General features: G+C 67.0%; 17 protein-coding genes, 1 tRNA gene and 1 other RNA gene. 6 read left to right on the top strand and 13 right to left on the bottom strand.

Annotation, left to right across the window (positions count from 1 at the left end; genetic code table 11):
• Positions 1-13: 13 nt before the first annotated feature.
• Entirely contained in the window at positions 14-1351 is a 1338-nt protein-coding gene (gene glnA / locus B7495_RS08275) for a type I glutamate--ammonia ligase (protein ID WP_066595282.1), read from the bottom strand.
• Between the two features lie 115 nt (positions 1352-1466).
• On the opposite strand from glnA, the gene panB reads away from it, so the two are divergent.
• A complete protein-coding gene (gene panB / locus B7495_RS08270; RefSeq protein WP_088456155.1) occupies positions 1467-2339 on the top strand; it encodes a 3-methyl-2-oxobutanoate hydroxymethyltransferase in 873 nt (290 codons plus the stop codon).
• A gap of 22 nt (positions 2340-2361) precedes the next feature.
• Here panB and B7495_RS08265 read toward each other — a convergent pair whose 3' ends face one another.
• Positions 2362-2550 (bottom strand): SPOR domain-containing protein, encoded by a 189-nt coding sequence (locus B7495_RS08265; RefSeq protein ID WP_088456154.1) that lies wholly within the window; start codon positions 2548-2550, stop codon positions 2362-2364.
• A gap of 12 nt (positions 2551-2562) precedes the next feature.
• Here B7495_RS08265 and map point away from each other — a divergent pair, with 12 nt between their 5' ends.
• Positions 2563-3441: a type I methionyl aminopeptidase gene (gene map / locus B7495_RS08260; RefSeq protein ID WP_088456153.1), complete on the top strand. Its 879-nt coding sequence runs from the start codon at positions 2563-2565 to the stop codon at positions 3439-3441.
• A gap of 4 nt (positions 3442-3445) precedes the next feature.
• Entirely contained in the window at positions 3446-4213 is a 768-nt protein-coding gene (gene ppgK, locus B7495_RS08255; protein WP_088456152.1) for a polyphosphate--glucose phosphotransferase, read from the top strand.
• Positions 4214-4238: 25 nt separating this feature from the next.
• Here the strand turns inward: ppgK and B7495_RS08250 are convergent, their stop codons facing one another.
• The 7 genes from B7495_RS08250 to B7495_RS08220 form a co-directional block, all read right to left on the bottom strand.
• The gene (locus B7495_RS08250) at positions 4239-4607 is read right to left on the bottom strand and encodes a TIGR02611 family protein (protein ID WP_088456151.1); all 369 of its coding nucleotides are present in this window, start codon (positions 4605-4607) and stop codon (positions 4239-4241) included.
• A gap of 77 nt (positions 4608-4684) precedes the next feature.
• Positions 4685-5057: RNase P RNA component class A (gene rnpB / locus B7495_RS08245), an RNA gene on the bottom strand.
• A 64-nt stretch (positions 5058-5121) separates the two neighbouring features.
• Positions 5122-5916, bottom strand: coding sequence for a zinc ribbon domain-containing protein (locus B7495_RS08240; RefSeq protein ID WP_240632455.1), 795 nt, complete (start codon positions 5914-5916; stop codon positions 5122-5124).
• Positions 5913-6734 (bottom strand): Nif3-like dinuclear metal center hexameric protein, encoded by an 822-nt coding sequence (locus B7495_RS08235; RefSeq protein WP_088456149.1) that lies wholly within the window; start codon positions 6732-6734, stop codon positions 5913-5915. The genes B7495_RS08240 and B7495_RS08235 overlap by 4 nt, the downstream gene beginning before the upstream one ends.
• Before the next feature lie 50 nt (positions 6735-6784).
• Positions 6785-7288, bottom strand: coding sequence for a DUF427 domain-containing protein (locus tag B7495_RS08230; protein WP_088456148.1), 504 nt, complete (start codon positions 7286-7288; stop codon positions 6785-6787).
• 7 nt (positions 7289-7295) lie between these two features.
• On the bottom strand, positions 7296-7925 hold the full coding sequence (locus B7495_RS08225) for a response regulator transcription factor (protein WP_088456147.1): 630 nt from the start codon (positions 7923-7925) through the stop codon (positions 7296-7298).
• Complete coding sequence (locus tag B7495_RS08220) at positions 7925-9643, bottom strand: GAF domain-containing protein (protein WP_240632454.1); 1719 nt, start codon at positions 9641-9643, stop codon at positions 7925-7927. Before B7495_RS08220 ends, B7495_RS08225 begins: the two co-directional genes overlap by 1 nt.
• Positions 9644-9783: 140 nt before the next feature.
• Here B7495_RS08220 and B7495_RS08215 point away from each other — a divergent pair, with 140 nt between their 5' ends.
• Together B7495_RS08215 and B7495_RS08210 are read left to right on the top strand one after the other, a co-directional pair.
• Positions 9784-10665, top strand: a complete 882-nt coding sequence (locus tag B7495_RS08215) for a universal stress protein (RefSeq protein WP_088456145.1) — start codon at positions 9784-9786, stop codon at positions 10663-10665.
• Positions 10662-11543 (top strand): universal stress protein, encoded by an 882-nt coding sequence (locus B7495_RS08210; RefSeq protein ID WP_088456144.1) that lies wholly within the window; start codon positions 10662-10664, stop codon positions 11541-11543. The genes B7495_RS08215 and B7495_RS08210 overlap by 4 nt, the downstream gene beginning before the upstream one ends.
• A 49-nt stretch (positions 11544-11592) precedes the next feature.
• On the opposite strand, the gene B7495_RS08205 is transcribed toward B7495_RS08210, so the two are convergent.
• From B7495_RS08205 to B7495_RS08190, 4 genes are all read right to left on the bottom strand, one after another.
• Complete coding sequence (locus tag B7495_RS08205) at positions 11593-11931, bottom strand: hypothetical protein (RefSeq protein ID WP_133159863.1); 339 nt, start codon at positions 11929-11931, stop codon at positions 11593-11595.
• A 79-nt stretch (positions 11932-12010) separates the two neighbouring features.
• Positions 12011-12721: a GAF and ANTAR domain-containing protein gene (locus B7495_RS08200; RefSeq protein ID WP_088456142.1), complete on the bottom strand. Its 711-nt coding sequence runs from the start codon at positions 12719-12721 to the stop codon at positions 12011-12013.
• 45 nt (positions 12722-12766) lie between these two features.
• Positions 12767-12839, bottom strand: a tRNA-Val gene (locus tag B7495_RS08195).
• Between the two features lie 63 nt (positions 12840-12902).
• Complete coding sequence (locus tag B7495_RS08190; protein ID WP_088456141.1) at positions 12903-13370, bottom strand: peroxiredoxin; 468 nt, start codon at positions 13368-13370, stop codon at positions 12903-12905.
• Positions 13371-13611: 241 nt separating this feature from the next.
• On the opposite strand from B7495_RS08190, the gene aceE reads away from it, so the two are divergent.
• Positions 13612-16338, top strand: coding sequence for a pyruvate dehydrogenase (acetyl-transferring), homodimeric type (gene aceE, locus B7495_RS08185; RefSeq protein WP_088456140.1), 2727 nt, complete (start codon positions 13612-13614; stop codon positions 16336-16338).
• Positions 16339-16355 lie beyond the last annotated feature (17 nt).

Below are 16355 nucleotides of genomic sequence, written 5' to 3'. Positions count from 1 at the left end.
CTGAGGTGAGTCCCTAGAGCATCTCGAGGTTCTTATTGAGTTCGAATGGGGTGACCTGCGAGCGGTACTCTCGCCATTCCTGACGCTTGTTCAGCAGCACATAGTTGAATACGTGCTCCCCCAGCGTCTCGGCGACCAGCTCGGACTCCTCCATGTACTGGATGGCATGGTCGAGGCTGGCGGGCAGCTGGTGGTAGCCCAGCGCGCGACGCTCGGTGTCGCTGAGTCCCCACACGTTGTCCTCGGCCTCCGGCGGAAGCTCGTAGCCCTCCTCGATGCCTTTGAGCCCGGCGGCGAGCATCAGCGAGTACGCGAGGTACGGGTTGGCTGCCGAGTCGATCGCCCGGTACTCGATGCGCGAGCTCTGGCCCTTGTTGGGCTTGTAGAGCGGAACGCGAATCAGCGCGGACCGGTTGTTGTGACCCCAGCACACGAAGCTGGGGGCCTCGTCGCCACCCCACAGGCGCTTGTACGAGTTCACGAACTGGTTGGTCACCGCCGTGATCTCCGGCGCGTGCCGCAGCAGACCGGCAATGAACTGACGCCCGGTCGTCGACAGCTGGTACTGCGCGCCGGCTTCGTAGAACGCGTTGGTGTCGCCCTCGAAGAGGGAGAGGTGGGTGTGCATTCCGGAGCCGGGCTGGTCGGAGAGCGGCTTGGGCATGAACGTCGCGTAGACGCCCTGCTCGATCGCCACCTCCTTGATGACGGTGCGGAAGGTCATGATGTTGTCGGCGGTGGTGAGAGCATCCGCGTAACGCAGGTCGATCTCGTTCTGGCCGGGGCCGGCCTCGTGGTGACTGAACTCCACCGAGATGCCGAGATCCTCGAGCATCCGCACCGACCGGCGCCGGAAGTCGTGCGCCGTGCCGCCGGGAACGTTGTCGAAGTACCCGGCAGAATCGACCGGGACCGGTCCGTTCTTGCCGAACTTGGACGATTTCAGGAGATAGAACTCGATCTCCGGGTGCGTGTAGAACGTGAAGCCTCGCTCGGCGGCCTTCGCCAGGGTGCGCTTGAGCACGTTCCGGGGGTCGGCGACGGCGGGCTGTCCATCCGGAGTGGTGATGTCGCAGAACATGCGGGCGGTGGGGTCGACCTCGCCCCGCCAGGGCAGGATCTGGAACGTGGTGGGGTCCGGGTGGGCCAGCACGTCCGCCTCGAACGAGCGCGTCAGGCCCTCGATCGCTGACCCGTCGAAGCCCAGTCCCTCGGCGAACGCACCCTCCACCTCGGCCGGCGCGATGGCAACCGACTTGAGGGTGCCGACCACATCGGTGAACCATAGTCGAATGAACTTGATGCCCCGTTCCTCGATGGTCCGAAGAACGAAGTCGCGCTGCTTGTCCATCCACGCCCTTTCTTGTTGCCCCTAGGCTACCGGCTGCCGACGGCGCGCGGGCGAAAACCGGCTGATCGCAGCTGCGAATGACTCTCAGAATCGACCGCTGAGTACACTTGGGCACATGCCAGAGATCCCCACGCCAGACGCCGCCAACGCCGTCGAGGTGCAGAATCCATACGTCAGTGCCACCGCAGGGCCCAAGCGCGTGCGCACCAGGCATTTTCAGAACGCGAAGCAGCAAGGTATCCCGATCACGGGCCTGACCAGCTATGACATGCTCACCGCCCAGATTTTCGACCAGTCCGGCATCGACTTCCTACTGGTGGGAGATTCCGCCGGGAACAACGTCTTCGGTTACGAGACCACCCTCCCCGTCACCGTCGACGAGTTGATCCCACTGACCCGCGCTGTGGCCAGGGCCGTGACCCGGGCGCTGGTCGTTGCCGACATGCCGTTCGGCAGCTACGAGACCGGCCCGTCTGAGGCCCTGCACACCGCGGTGCGTTTCATGAAGGAAGCCCAGGCTCACGCCGTGAAGCTGGAGGGCGGGGTGCGCAGTCGCAAGCAGATCTCGCGGATCGTGTCTGCCGGCATCCCGGTCATGGGGCACATCGGCTTCACCCCCCAGAGCGAACACGGTTTGGGCGGGCACATGATACAGGGACGCGGCGCGGGCGCCGAACAGCTGATCACGGATGCTCTCGCCGTGCAGGACGCCGGCGCTTTCGCGGTCGTTCTGGAGATGGTGCCGTCAGGCGTCGCCGCAGAGGTCACCGAACGCCTGGAGATCCCCACCATCGGCGTCGGGGCCGGGCCCGGCGTCGACGGTCAGCTGATGGTCTGGACAGATTTCGCCGGCATGACCGGGGGACGCGTGCCCCGGTTCGTGCGGCAGTACGCGAACCTGCGTTCGGTCCTCACCGATGCGGTGCACTCGTTCAAGAACGACGTCGATTCCGGCGCCTATCCGGGCCCCGAGCACAGCTACGAGTAAACACTGCCGGAGCGGGTGCGCCTCAGCGGTCCTCGGCCTCGTCGTCTTCGGCCCATTTGGCGCTGTTGGCGCGGAGCTTGTCGAGGGCGTTCGTCGCCTCGTCGAATGTCGAGAACGGGCCTACCCTGTCGACGGACGGCGACAGCATGCCCTTCTCGACGGCGCCAGTGCGCATGTTGTACCAGAACTGGTGATCAGCATCTTCGGCCATAAGGTTGATCCTATGCCTAAGGATTCAATCGGTCACCTCGTTCCGGGAGCCGTGTCCAGCCACCGCTCCGTTCCCTCCCACATCGTTCGGCCCGAGTATGTCGGGCACACCGCGCCGGCCCGGTTCACCGGATCCGATGTCTACTCCCCCGAACGCATCGCACTGATCCGGGAGTCCGGCCGCATCGCCGCGAACGCGATCCAGGCGGTCGGGCGTGCGGTACGCCCCGGGGTCACGACCGAGGAACTGGACAGGGTCGGCCACGAGTTCCTGATCCGGAACGACGCCTACCCGTCCACGCTCGGCTACCGCGGCTACCCGAAGTCGCTGTGCTCCTCGGTCAACGAGGTCATCTGCCATGGAATTCCTGACGACACCGTGCTCGAAAACGGTGACATCGTCAATATCGACATCACCGCGTACAAGAACGGGGTGCACGGTGATTCCAACGTCACCTTCATCGTCGGCGAGGCCACCGAGGAGGTCACCCTGCTCGTCGACCGCACCCGGGAGGCCCTGGCGCGCGGAATCAAGGCCGTGGCACCCGGACGGCAGGTGAACGTGATCGGCCGCACCATCGAGTCGTACGCCAAGCGGTTCGGCTACGGGGTCGTTCGCGACTTCACCGGTCACGGGGTGGGGGACGCGTTCCACTCGGGCCTGATCATTCCGCACTATGACTCCGCACCGCAATACGACACCGTCATGGAGGTAGGCATGGTGTTCACCATCGAGCCGATGCTGACCCTCGGCACCAGTGACTGGGACATGTGGGCGGATGACTGGACGGTTCTGACCCGTGATCGCAGCATCACCGCGCAGTTCGAGCACACCCTGGTGGTCACCGAACGTGGCGCCGAAATCCTGACGCTGCCGCAGCCGGTAGATTGACATCATGAGTTCAACCACTGCCATCGGCATCGATATCGGCGGAACCGGCATCAAGGGGGCTGTGGTGGACCTGTCCACCGGGGCCCTGCTCTCCGACCGCGTCAAGCTGCCCACTCCCAAGGGCGGCCGGCCCCAGGACATCATCGAGACCACCCGCCAGCTCCTGGCAACGGTGTCCGCCGGAACGGGCGAGATGCCCATCGGCGTGTGTTTCCCCGCCGTCGTCAAGCACGGTCACACGATGTCGGCGGCCAATGTGTCCGACAAGTGGATCGGCCTCGCCGCGGAAAAACTTTTCGAGAAGGGCCTGGGCGTGCCCATCCACTTCGTCAACGACGCTGACGCGGCCGGATACGCGGAGTCGACGTTCGGCGCGGCCAGGGGTGTCGACGGTGTCGTGCTGCTCACCACGCTGGGCACCGGCATCGGCACGGCCCTGATCAACGACGGGGCCCTGGTGCCCAACACCGAGTTCGGGCATCTGGAGATCGACGGCGTGGACTACGAGACCCGCGCGGCCTTCTCGGCCAAGGAACGGGACAACCTCAGCTGGGAGAAGTGGGCGTCACGCCTGCAGAAGTATTACTCCAAGCTGGAGTCCCTGTTTACTCCCGACCTGTTCATCGTCGGCGGCGGCGTATCGAAACACCACGAGAACTTCCTTCCCCTGCTGGACCTGAACACCCGGATCATCCCGGCCGTCCACCGCAACAATGCCGGCATCCTGGGCGCAGCCGCCCTGGCCGTCAAGCACGCGCCAGTTTCCGCGTAGCGGACTCCGGCCTCGCCGACTCCGCTTAGCTGTACGCCCGGGTGCTCTGGCGCTGCTGACGCGCCCGCCACCAGAGTCGCACCCGGTGCGCGAGCCGTCGGACGACCGTGGTGACCCGGTGGGCAGCGGGGAACTCCGTGCCGAGCACGGCGACGCCCACGAAGACGATCAGCCAGCCCGGTCCCGGCAGGGGTACCAGGATGAGACCGACGACCATGACCGTCAGCCCGGCGAGGGCGACGAGCAGCCGATACGGCGCCCGCAGGCGCGGGTGAGCGTGGATCCAGGTCCTGGACCGGCCGAGCAGCGCCCTGAACCGCAGCCAGACCCCGGACGAGGCCGTGGCCGGGCGGTGCGTGGTGACGGCATCGGACGTGGACCCGGGGGTGCTCATGGCCCCAGCGTAGGAGCACAGGCTGGGAATGCACCACCCCCGCGGCACGGTCCCGCGCAACTCACAGGTTCGAGAGGGGAATGGGCCGACTATTACGCCGGGTTTTGTCCCGGTTTTCACCATGGACGGCCATCTATCTCGGGACTACGTTGCCGCAGCCCTCTAGCGGTCTACCCGGAAACTCGGCGAGCCGCCTTGGCGTTTCCTGTTCGACCTTGCTCCGGACGAGGTTTACCTAGCCGGCCAGGTCACCCTGGCCCCTGGTGGTCTCTTACACCACCGTTTCACCCTTACCCCCGGCTTGCGCCGGTGGCGGTCTACTTTCTGTGGCACTGTCTCGCGGGTTGCCCCGGGTGGGTGTTACCCACCGTCCTGCTCTGTGGAGCCCGGACGTTCCTCGGCATCACGAGCTGTGAAAAGCCCGGATGACGCGACCGTCTTGTCGACCCATTCCGTGGTCGAGCCTACAGCGCCCCGGCCCTGTTGCCGAACCGGGCCCTGGCGGCGGCCTGCTCTAGATGCCGGATTCCTCGGTGCGGACGAGGATGGCGCCGCAGTCCGGGCAGAAGACGATGTCGTCGGCGGGCGCTGCCCGCACCTCTTCGAGGTCGTTGCCCGTCAGGGTCATGGTGCATCCGCTGCAGGTGCGGGCGCGGAGCAGGGACGCCGCGTTGCCCCGCCCGGCCACGCGCCGCTTCTCGTACAGCCCCGACAGGTCCTCGCCGATGGCGGAGACGATCGCGACCCGGTCCCGGGCCAACTCGCCCAGCTGGCGGTTCAGATCGACCAGAAGCGCGTCGCGGTCGGCTTCAATTCCGGCGACCCGGCCCGCGACGTCGGCGCGTTCGGATTCGGTCTCAGCGACGGCCGCTTCCTTGTCCTCGAGACGTTCCATCACCGCGAGTTCGATCTCCTCGAGCGCGGCCAGACGCGCACCCAGGGCGGTGAGTTCGCTCTCCAGTGCGTGAACATCCTTCATCGAGGAGGTGTGCTGGGCGCGCTCGGTATCGCGGGCGATGCGCTTCTCGACCACCTCGACATCAGACTCGATGCGGCGCAATTCGATCTGGGCGTCCTCGACCTCGCCGACCTGACCGGTCAGGACCGTCTTGGACGCATCGAGTCCGCGGCCCAGCTCTGCAAGCTCGGCGTGTTGCGGCAACGCCTTGGCCTGATGCTCGACCTGCTGCAATTTGATATCGAGGGCCTGGAGCCGCAGAAGCTCCTTCTGCTCGGTGGGAGATGCCTTCACAATGTCCTGACCTTCATGATTATGGAGTTGAAATGAACGGGGGTGAGCCAGGCTCACTGGGTGACGGCGAAGTCCCAGGGGTCGGTCCGCACGTCGCTGACCTCGATGCGGATGCCGGGCAGCCTCTGCCGCAGCGCCGAGGCGGCGACGTCCAGCCAGAGCCATTCGCTGGCCCAGTGTGACACGTCGATGAGGGCGGGGCCAACCCCCGCCAGGATCGACTGTTCCCTGGACTCCGACGCCGGGTGATGCCGGAGGTCGGAGGTGATGAACACGTCGGCGGAGCGCACGGCAGGTTCGCGCAGCAGCGAGTCACCGGCTCCCCCGCACAGGGCGACGGTCTGGATCGTGTCGGCATAGCCGCCGGCCACACGCACACCCGTCGCCGTCGGGGGGATCAGCGCCGCCAGGCGGCGGGCGAGAAGACCGAGCGTCGTGGGCTCCGGGAGCCGGCCGACCCGACCGATACCCGTGCCAGGGACCAGTCCACCCGTGATCGGGCGCGTGTCGACCAGGCCCAGACTGGAGGCGATGACATCGGAGACCCCGTCTTCGACGACGTCGGCATTGGTGTGGGCGGCCAGCAGGCCGCAATCGGCACGGATCAGCCGAGCGAGCAGGGCACCCTTGTAGCGGTCTTCGGCGACGCTGGTGACCCCGCGCAGCAGCAGCGGGTGATGGGCCAGCAACAGGTCGGCCCCGGAGGTGATCGCTTCCGCGACGGTCTCGGAGACGACATCGACGGCCAGCAGAATGGAATCGACCCGACGCGCGGGGTCGCCACTGATCAGACCCGGCGCATCCCATTCCTCGGCGCCGGACAGGGGCCACAGTTCATGGGAGACCCGGGCGACTTCAGCGAGCGAGAATGACACCCTGTCAGCCTACTATCCGGCGGCCGCCACAACCGGCGACGTGCCGACGCTCACCAGCCCAGTGTGCCCGGCGCACCCTTGAACGGGCCGACGATCCGGTCGGTGATCCACCCGCCGTAGAAGTCGCCCGGCTGAGCGCGCACGAGTTCGCCGTCCACCGTGCACTCGTCGAGCCGGCCGGGGTAGACGGCCACCCGGCCGGCCAGCGATTCGAAGCCGGCCTCCGGATGGGGATAGTGCCAGGCAACCGCATCGGCCCGTCGGTCGCCGACGACGATGCTGAGGTAGGACGCCAGCCCTTTGTACTCGCAGAAGCTGTGCCCGTTGACCGGGGCGAGCACACCGGCCGAGAACGCGTCCCTCGGCAGGTAGTAGGTGGGCGGATGGCTGGTCTCCAGCACGCGAACGCTGTCCCTGGTATCGGCGATCACTGTGCCGTTGAACCGGAGCACAACATGCTCCAGACTCGGTTCCACCCGCGGCGGGCGCGGGTAGTCCCAGACCGACTCCTGGCCGGGACCCGGTATCGCCGGGTGCCGGTTCGTGGCGCTCATCGGCTGACTACCGCGGGCGCAACCCGGCGCCGTACACGGCTGCCTGGGTGCGCCTGGCCATGCCGAGCTTGGCGAGCAGGCCCGACACATAGTTCTTCACGGTCTTCTCGGCCAGGTCGAGCTGGTCACCGATCTGCCGGTTCGTCAGTCCCTCCGCGATCAGCTCGAGCACCTGGCGCTCCCTCGTCGTGAGATTGGAGGCCGGCGAATCCGCGGCGGTGCCGGTGAGCTCGGTGACCACCTTGCGGGTCACGGCCTTCTGCACGAGGGACTCGCCGCGGGCGACCCGACGGATGGACTCGACCAGGTGCTGCCCGCGGATGTCCTTGAGGACGTAGCCGGATGCGCCGGCGAGGACAGCCGAGTAGCTGGCCTCGTCGTCGTCGTATGCAGTGAGCATGAGGCACTGCACCCCGGGGTTGGCCGAGCGGATGGTGCGGCACACGTCGATACCGCTGCCGTCGGGCAGCCGCACGTCGAGGACCGCCACGTCGGGTACCGTTGCCGCGACCCTTGCGACCGCCTGCCGAGCCGTCGACGCTTCACCGACGACCTCGAGGTCGGGCTCTGCGTTGATCATGTCCGCGATTCCGCGGCGCACCACTTCGTGGTCATCCACGAGGAAGACTCGGATCATCACGATTCCTTTCGTACAGGTTCAGGTTCGATGAGGGCGGTCCAGCGCAGTCGGCTGCCGCCCCTGGCACGGTTCTCGAGGACGAGGTCGCCGCCCCACTGCTGCGCCCTGGCGGAGAGGTTGGCCAGTCCGCTGCGCCGGTCGGATTCCACGACGCCGATGCCGTTGTCGACCACCTCGATCACCACCAGGTCGTCCGCGACACTGAGGTTGACGACGGTTTCGGTGGCGTCGGCATGACGGATCACGTTCATCAGCCCCTCCCGGATGACCGCGGCGATGTCATCGGACATCTCCGGCGGGGTCAGCAGGTCGATCGGGCCGGTGAAGACCAGGCGGGGGGTCTGGTCGAAGAGCGACGCGAGTTCACTGAGCAGGTCGATCACACGGTGACGGATCGAGCCGCGGTCGCGGCTGGTCTCGGCGGTCAGGGCGAAGATGGCCGTGCGGATCTCGACGATCGCCACGTCGAGCGCCACGACCTCCTCGATGATGCGCTCCCGGACGTTGGGGTCGTCAACCGACCCGCTGATGGCCTGCAGCCCGATGCCGGCCGCGAACACCCGCTGGATGACGTTGTCGTGCAGATCGCGGGCGATCCGGCTTCGGTCTTCCAGAAGCGCCAGTTTCTGGCCGGCGGACCGGCCGCGGGCGAGTTCGAGCGCAACACTGGCCTGGCCGGCGAAGTCCGCTGCCATCTCGAGGTCGGAGGTGGTGAAACGGGGTCGGCCGGAGGAGCGGGACACCGTCATGACACCGTGGGTGCGGCCGGAGGCCAGCAGCGGGATCACCATTGTCGGGCCGAGCACCAGCTGGGCGTCCGGCTGGTCGAGGCTGGCACCGCCGTCGGCCGTGAGGATCGGCTGGCCACTTTCGAAGGCCCGCCCGACGGTGGTTCCGGCGGACGGGATGACGAGTCCCTTCACTTGCTTGGCGAGTTTTCCCCTGGCGGTGTCGACGATGAGCGTGCTTTCGCCTGCGGCGAGGACCACGCAGACCAGATCGGCGTCGGCCAGTGACGCGAAACGATCGGCGAGGAGTTCGAGGGAGGCATCCGCCCGGTCGGAGAGCAGCGCGGCGCTGATCTCGGCCGATGCCGCCGACCAGCGCTGCCGGCGGCGGGTCTCGTCGAAGAGACGGGCGTTGTCGATCGCGATGCCCGCCGTGGCGGCCAGGGCGGTCAGCAGTTCCTCGTCTTCTTCGCTGAACGCGCCGGACACCTGATTGGACAGGTAGAGGTTGCCGTACACCTCGCCGCGCACCCGCACGGGCACGCCGAGGAAGCTGTCCATCGGCGGGTGGTGCGCCGGAAAGCCCGAAGATCGGGGATCCTCGCCCAGGTGCGTCAGGCGGATGGCGTGCGGGTCGTCGATGAGGGCGCCCAGTAGACCGTGCCCGGCCGGTAAGTGGCCGATCGACGTGGCCAGCTCGTCCGGGATGCCGACGTGGATGAACTGCTCCAGATTGCCGTTGGGTGCGATGACACCCAGCGCGCCGTACCGGGCTCCGACGAGGTCGACGGCGACGTCCACGATGCGGCGGAGCACGGCCGCGAGGTCGAGTTCTTCGACGACGGCCTGGCTCGCCTGAAGCAGGCTGCGCAGCCGCCCCTGGGTGGCGAGCACTTTCTGGGCGTTCAGGACGAGTTCGGACAGCGCCTGGTCAAGAGCGGACCGCGGTCCGTCGGGAAACGAAAGCCTGGTCTCAGGAACGGTCACGGAATGCGTCCCCTTTCGGTCGGAGCTAGCCCAAAGTGTACCTGACTGGGACCTTCGGCCCTTCCCCGGATTCGCACTCCGGCCCATTCTGGAGATGTGTCATCTCCCGAAGCACCCCGGGAAGAACTGGAGATCAACTCATGGTTGAGAGAGTGATCGTAGCCGTTGACGGGGGGCCGGCGAGCCGGGCCGCCCTGGACTGGGCGTTGGCCAGGGCCGAGGACGTGCCGCTGAGTCTGGAGCTGACCACCGTCGTTGAACTCGGCTGGTCGCCGGTCGGCGGCCCCGAGGATGATTTTCAGCCCGTCTACGAACGTGCCCTGGCCGAGGCCACCCGTTTTGTGGCGCAGAACGTCCCCGCGGTCAAGGCGACAGGTGTCGTGCGCCGTGGTGTTCCCGTCGACGAGTTGGTGCGGGCTTCGTCCGCGGCCGACCTGCTCGTGATCGGGACCAACAAGACCAGCGCGCTGGCCGGCGCCGTGCACGGCACGTTGCCGCTTCGGCTCGCCGCTCACGCGCACTCGGCCGTCGTGGTCGTTCCGGCCGGCTGGGTCGCCGGCGGCGACAGGGTCGTGGTCGGCATCGAGGATGACGGCACCATGGATGCCCCCCTCGACGTCGCGGCGGCCGAGGCCGCCCGCCGCGCCGTACCGCTCGTACTCGTGCATGCCTGGTCGATCCCGGCGACTCTCGGTGTGGACTACGGCGCCGCTGTGCCGTTCGACGCCCTGATCGAGGCGCACGAGGACATCCTGGCCCGTGCCCTCGAACGGGTCAGGGCCCAACACCCGGCGGTCGACGCATCCGGGACCCTGGTACAGGGCGCCGCGGCGCCTGCCCTGGTCGAAGCAGCCGGGCACGCGGCGCTTCTCGTCGTGGGAACACACGGCCGCGGTGCCGTGGCTGGACTGATTCTCGGCTCCGTCAGTCACGACGTGCTCCTGAACATGCCCTGCCCGGTCGTCGTCGTGCCGCGCAGCCGGCCCGCCGCCGAGCCGCAGCTATCGGGGGCGTCAGAATGAGCGCCACCTACTACATCGGTGTCGACGGTTCCGGCCCGAGCCGAGCCGCGTTGCGCTGGGGGGTCCGCCGCGCCGCAGAGCGGAACGCCGACGTGGTACTCGTCAACACGGTCGACGACGAATGGGGTCTGGTCGGCCGGGACGCTGCCGCCGATGCGGAGCGTCAGGCCAAAGAACTTCTGATCGAGGAGTCCGCCCGGGTCACAGCGCTGCACTCCGGGGTGACCCTGACAACGCGGATCGTGCACGGCGGCACGGCGTGGGCGCTCGCCACACTGCCCAGCCCCGAGGACCTTCTGATCGTCGGCACCCACAAGACCGGCTTCCTGCGCGGCCGGGTGCTCGGCTCGCGGAGCGTGCAGATCGCCTCTGCGGCGCGCTGCTCGGTGGCCATCGTGCCAGACACGACTCTCGATTCCCGCCACGACGTCGTCGTCGGCGTTGACGGCACCGACGGCGCCCTGTCCGCGGTGCGGCTGGGCGCGCAGGAGGCGGCCAGACTCGACCAGGATCTGCTCCTGGTTTACGCTCCTCCGGGCTCGCCTCGATCCGAGTCGTCGCGCTCGGACCCTGTTGAGGACCGTAGCCCGCAGGCCGCGCGTATGCTGCAGGACGCCGCCACCGAGGCCGCCACCATGGCGTCCCGGATCACGGTGCGACGCCGTGTCGCGCACCGGGACCCGGCCGAGGCCCTCCTCGACGCCAGTTTCGACGCCGCCCTGTTGATCCTGGGAGTATCGACCCGGCACGGCGAGAACACGCTGATCGGTTCGGTCACCCACGACGTCCTGATGAACATCAACGTCCCCGTTCTCATCGCACGCGGGCTCCCCACCACGAGCGACACGACGTCGCTCGCATCGTCGGCCAGCGCCTGAGGGCATCCGAACCCGCTGCTTTCCCGCACGGTGATGCTGCCGGGCGCGGTCAGTAGTCGAATTCGTCGAACTGTGGCGACCCCTGCGGCGCACCCGCCCACGCCAGCGACGCGGCCATCGTACCCACCCGCACCTTGTCCTGCAGCGCTTGGGTCGTCGCGATCTCGGTCAGTTCCCAGTCGCTTTCGGTGCTGGTCACGCAGACCAGTTGGCTGGACGACCCGATCAGGAACTGCGCCCGACCGTGACTGCCATCAGCGGTTATCACCGGGATGTCGACGACATCGGTTTCCCGACGGTTGCTCAGCGCTTCGGCATAGAGCATCACAGCGTCAGCCAGTGCGGTACCGGTGACTATCGAGCCACCCGGATGAAAAATGCGTTTCATGATGCTTCCCTGCTTGTCACGGAAAAAGACACGTGCAGCCAGGGTCTGGGGCTATAGGCAAATACTACGTCCGTGCGGACTAAAGCGCGAGGTCTCCGCTGACAATCTGCGCGGCCACCTCGGCCAGCGGCAGCCCGTTCGACCGCGCGTGCTGGCGCATCAGAGCGAAGGCCTCGTCCATGGTGGCGCTCCGGGTGTAGGCCACGACGCCCTTGGCCTGTTCGATCACGACTCGGCTGCTCAACGCGTACTGCAACTGCTGCCGGGCGACGTCACTTTCCCGCAACGCCCGTTCCTGGAGGATCCCGATCGTGGCCACGTCGGCGAGGGCCTGCACCGTCGGCGCGTCGGAACCCGGCAGCCCACCGGTGCGGTCCCAGAACAGGTTCAGCGACCCGATCGTGGTCGTCCGCAGGCGCATCGGCACCGAGAACATCGACCTGAAGCCTTGCTCGACGGCGCCGGCACGGAATCGGGGCCACTTCGGACCGGAGGCCTCGATGTCGGGAACGGAGACGGCGTGCCCGGTGATGACACTTTCCACGCACGGACCGGAACCGCTGCGCAGCTGGAGGATCTCGATGAGGCGGCTGCGCTCGTTGGTGGAAGCGACGACCTCGAACTCCTCATCGTCGGTGAGGATGATGCCCGCGGCCGACGCGTCGAAGAGCGGCACGCACTGGGTGACGAGGGTGTGCAAGAGATCGACGAGATCGTAGCCGACCACCAGAGTGTCGGCGAGAGTCACGAAGGCCTCGACGAGTTGGCCCTCGCGTGTCTGTGTCGCCATCACCCCATCATAAATCACGCGTGGCTACCGATGATCAGAAGTGTGTGGGCCCTACCGGGCTCGAACCGATGACATCCACGGTGTAAACGTGGCGCTCTACCAACTGAGCTAAAGGCCCCGACCGAAGATTTTCGGATAACAGGATGGCACGAGCTTAGCGACATTCCGGCCGGGAGGAAAACTAGGCCGGCTGCAGCTCGTCGAGGGCTGCCCGATACGCCGCGAGCGAGCGGGCCTCCCCCGGAGCGGTGATGAAACTCGCCCGGATGATGCCGTCCGGATCGATCAGGAAGGTCGCCCGGTTGGCGAAGCCCTTGTCTTCGAGGAAGACCCCGTACTCCTTGGCGACGGCGCCGTGCGGCCAGAAGTCGGCGAGCAGGGTGAACCCGTAGCCCTCCTGGTCTCCCCAGGCCCGCAGGGTGTGCCGGGAGTCCACGGAGATACCGATCAGCTCGACACTGTTGTCGGCGAAGAGCGCGAGGTTGTCGCGCAGCTCGCAGAGTTCGCCGCTGCAGATTCCGGAGAAGGCCAGGGGGAAGAACACCAGCGCCACGGACTTCTCACCCCGGTACCGGCTGAGCTGGATTCGCTCGCCGTACTGGCTGACGAGCTCGAAGTCGGGTGCCTGGGTGTCATTCTCCAGCGCCATGGTGCGTGTCCTTTCCGGCCATCGGGGGACGATGGCTGAATACGGGGGGCAAGCCTAGCCGCCCCAGGAGGCTTCACCAACACTGACCCGGCACACTGCGGCGCCGCCGTACGCGCTTCCCAGTAAGAATCACTAGGCTGACGGGGTGCCTTTCGGTCGTGACCCGACCTAGTTCTGTCCGGCACGCCTAACCAGGCATGATCTTCCCCCACACGATCTGCCCTACAGAAAGAGGTCGAGTGTGACTGTCAACGACCAAGACCCGTACTCAATGGACAACTCGGACGCCGATCCGGATGAGACGTCCGAATGGTCGCAATCCCTCGACGCGCTGGTCGCGGCCAACGGCCCCGGCCGGGCCCGCGAGATCATGCTCAGCCTGCTCAAGCGGTCCAAGGAATTGCACCTGAACGTTCCGATGGTGCCCACCACGGACTACATCAACACCATCGCCTCGTCGAACGAGCCTGACTTCCCCGGCGATGAAGACATCGAGCGCCGCTACCGCGCCTGGATCCGTTGGAACGCCGCCGTGCTCGTGCACCGCGCCCAGCGCCCCGGCATCGCGGTCGGCGGCCACATCTCGACGTACGCCTCCTCAGCTGCTCTCTACGAGACCGGCTTCAACCACTTCTTCCGCGGCCAGGACCACCCGGGCGGTGGAGACCAGATCTTCATCCAGGGCCACGCCTCCCCCGGCACCTACGCCCGCGCCTTCCTGGAGGGCCGTCTGAGCGCCAACCAGCTCGACGGTTTCCGTCAGGAGAAGTCGCACGCGCCCGACGGCATCTCGTCGTACCCGCACCCCCGGTTGATGCCGGACTTCTGGCAGTTCCCGACGGTCTCGATGGGCCTGGGCCCGATCAACGCGATCTACCAGGCGCAGTTGAACCGGTACCTGACCAACCGGGGCATCAAGGACGCCAGCGACCAGCAGGTCTGGGCCTTCCTCGGCGACGGCGAGATGGACGAGGTCGAAAGCCGCGGACAGCTCCAGGTCGCCGCCAATGAGGGTCTCGACAACCTCAACTTCATCGTCAACTGCAACCTGCAGCGACTCGACGGTCCGGTGCGCGGTAACGGCAAGATCATCCAGGAGCTGGAGAGCTTCTTCCGCGGCGCCGGCTGGAACGTCATCAAGGTGGTGTGGGGCCGCGAGTGGGACGACCTGCTCTCTCGTGACACCGACGGTGCCCTGCTGAACCTGATGAACGTCACCACCGACGGTGACTACCAGACCTACAAGGCCGAGAGTGGCGCCTACGTGCGCGAGAACTTCTTCGGTCGCGACCCGCGCGCGCTCAAGCTCGTCGAGGGTTACACCGACGACGAGGTCTGGAACCTCAAGCGTGGTGGCCACGACTACCGCAAGGTCTACGCCGCGTTCAAGGCCGCATCGGAGCACAAGGGCCAACCGACGGTCATCCTGGCGAAGACGGTCAAGGGCTACGGCCTGGGCCCGAGCTTCGAGGGGCGCAACGCGACCCACCAGATGAAGAAAATGACGCTGGACAACCTCAAGACCTTCCGCGACAGCATGCACGTGCCGATCACGGATGCGCAGCTCGAGGCCAACCCGTACCAGCCGCCGTACTACACCCCCGGTGAGAACGACGAGGCGATCCAGTACATGCACGAGCGCCGCCGCGCGCTCGGCGGCTACCTGCCCGAGCGTCGCAGCAAGTACACCCAGGTGAACCTGCCGGACGACTCGACCTACGCCGTGACCAAGAAGGGCTCCGGCACCCAGGAGATCGCCACCACCATGGCGTTCGTCCGGCTGCTCAAGGAGCTGCTGCGCTCGAAGGACTTCGGCCACCGCATCGTGCCGATCATCCCCGACGAGGCTCGCACCTTCGGCATCGACGCGTTCTTCCCGAACGCGAAGATCTACAACCCCAACGGTCAGCACTACACGTCGGTGGACCACGCGCAGCTGCTGGCCTACAAGGAAAGCCCGCAGGGCCAGATCATCCACGTCGGCATCAACGAGGCCGGCGCCCTCGCCGCCTTCACGAACGTCGGAACGTCGTACGCCACCCAGGGTGAGCCGCTCATCCCGGTGTACGTGTTCTACTCGATGTTCGGCTTCCAGCGCACCGGCGACGCCATGTGGGCCGCCGGCGACCAGATGGCCCGCGGCTTCATGATCGGCGCCACCGCCGGCCGGACCACCCTCACCGGTGAAGGCCTGCAGCACGCCGACGGCCACTCGCCGTTGCTCGCGTCGACCAACCCGGCCGTCGTGTCGTACGACCCCGCCTTCGGGTACGAGATCGGGCACATCGTCCGGTCCGGCCTCGAGCGGATGTACGGCGGCACCCACACCGACCCGAACGTCATGTACTACATCACCGTGTACAACGAGCCGCAGGTGCAGCCCGTCGAGCCGGCCGATGTCGACGTCGACGGCATCATCCGCGGCATCCACCGCGTGTCGGAGTCCACCGTGGCCGGCCCGAAGGCCCAGCTGCTGGCCTCCGGCGTTGCGGTGCCGTGGGCACTCGAAGCGCAGACCCTGCTCGCCGAGGACTGGGGGGTGTCCGCCGATGTCTGGTCGGTCACGTCCTGGTCGGAACTGCGCCGGGACGGCCTCGCGGCGGAGGAGCACAACTTCCTCTTCCCGAACGAGGAGCCGCGTACCGCGTATGTGACGGACAAGCTCGCCAACACGGCCGGTCCGTTCGTGGCGGTGTCCGACTTCATGCACGCCGTTCCGGATCAGATCCGCCAGTTCATCCCCGGCGACTTCGCCACCCTGGGTGCCGACGACTTCGGGTTCTCCGACACCCGCCCCGCGGCTCGCCGGTTCTTCAAGATCGACGGCCCGTCCATGGTGGTCCGCACGCTGCAGCAGCTCGCCAACAGCGGCGAAATCGACCGCAGCCTCATCCAGCAGGCGATCGACAAGTACCGCCTTCACGATGTCCTGGCCGGCAACACCGGCTCGGCCGGTGGCGAGAGCTAACCCGGACCGTGTCACCG

Origin of the sequence: Cryobacterium sp. LW097 (assembly GCF_002205495.2) — a bacterium.
Lineage (GTDB): Bacteria > Actinomycetota > Actinomycetes > Actinomycetales > Microbacteriaceae > Cryobacterium > Cryobacterium zongtaii.
This window is presented reverse-complemented; position numbering and strand designations above follow the sequence as displayed.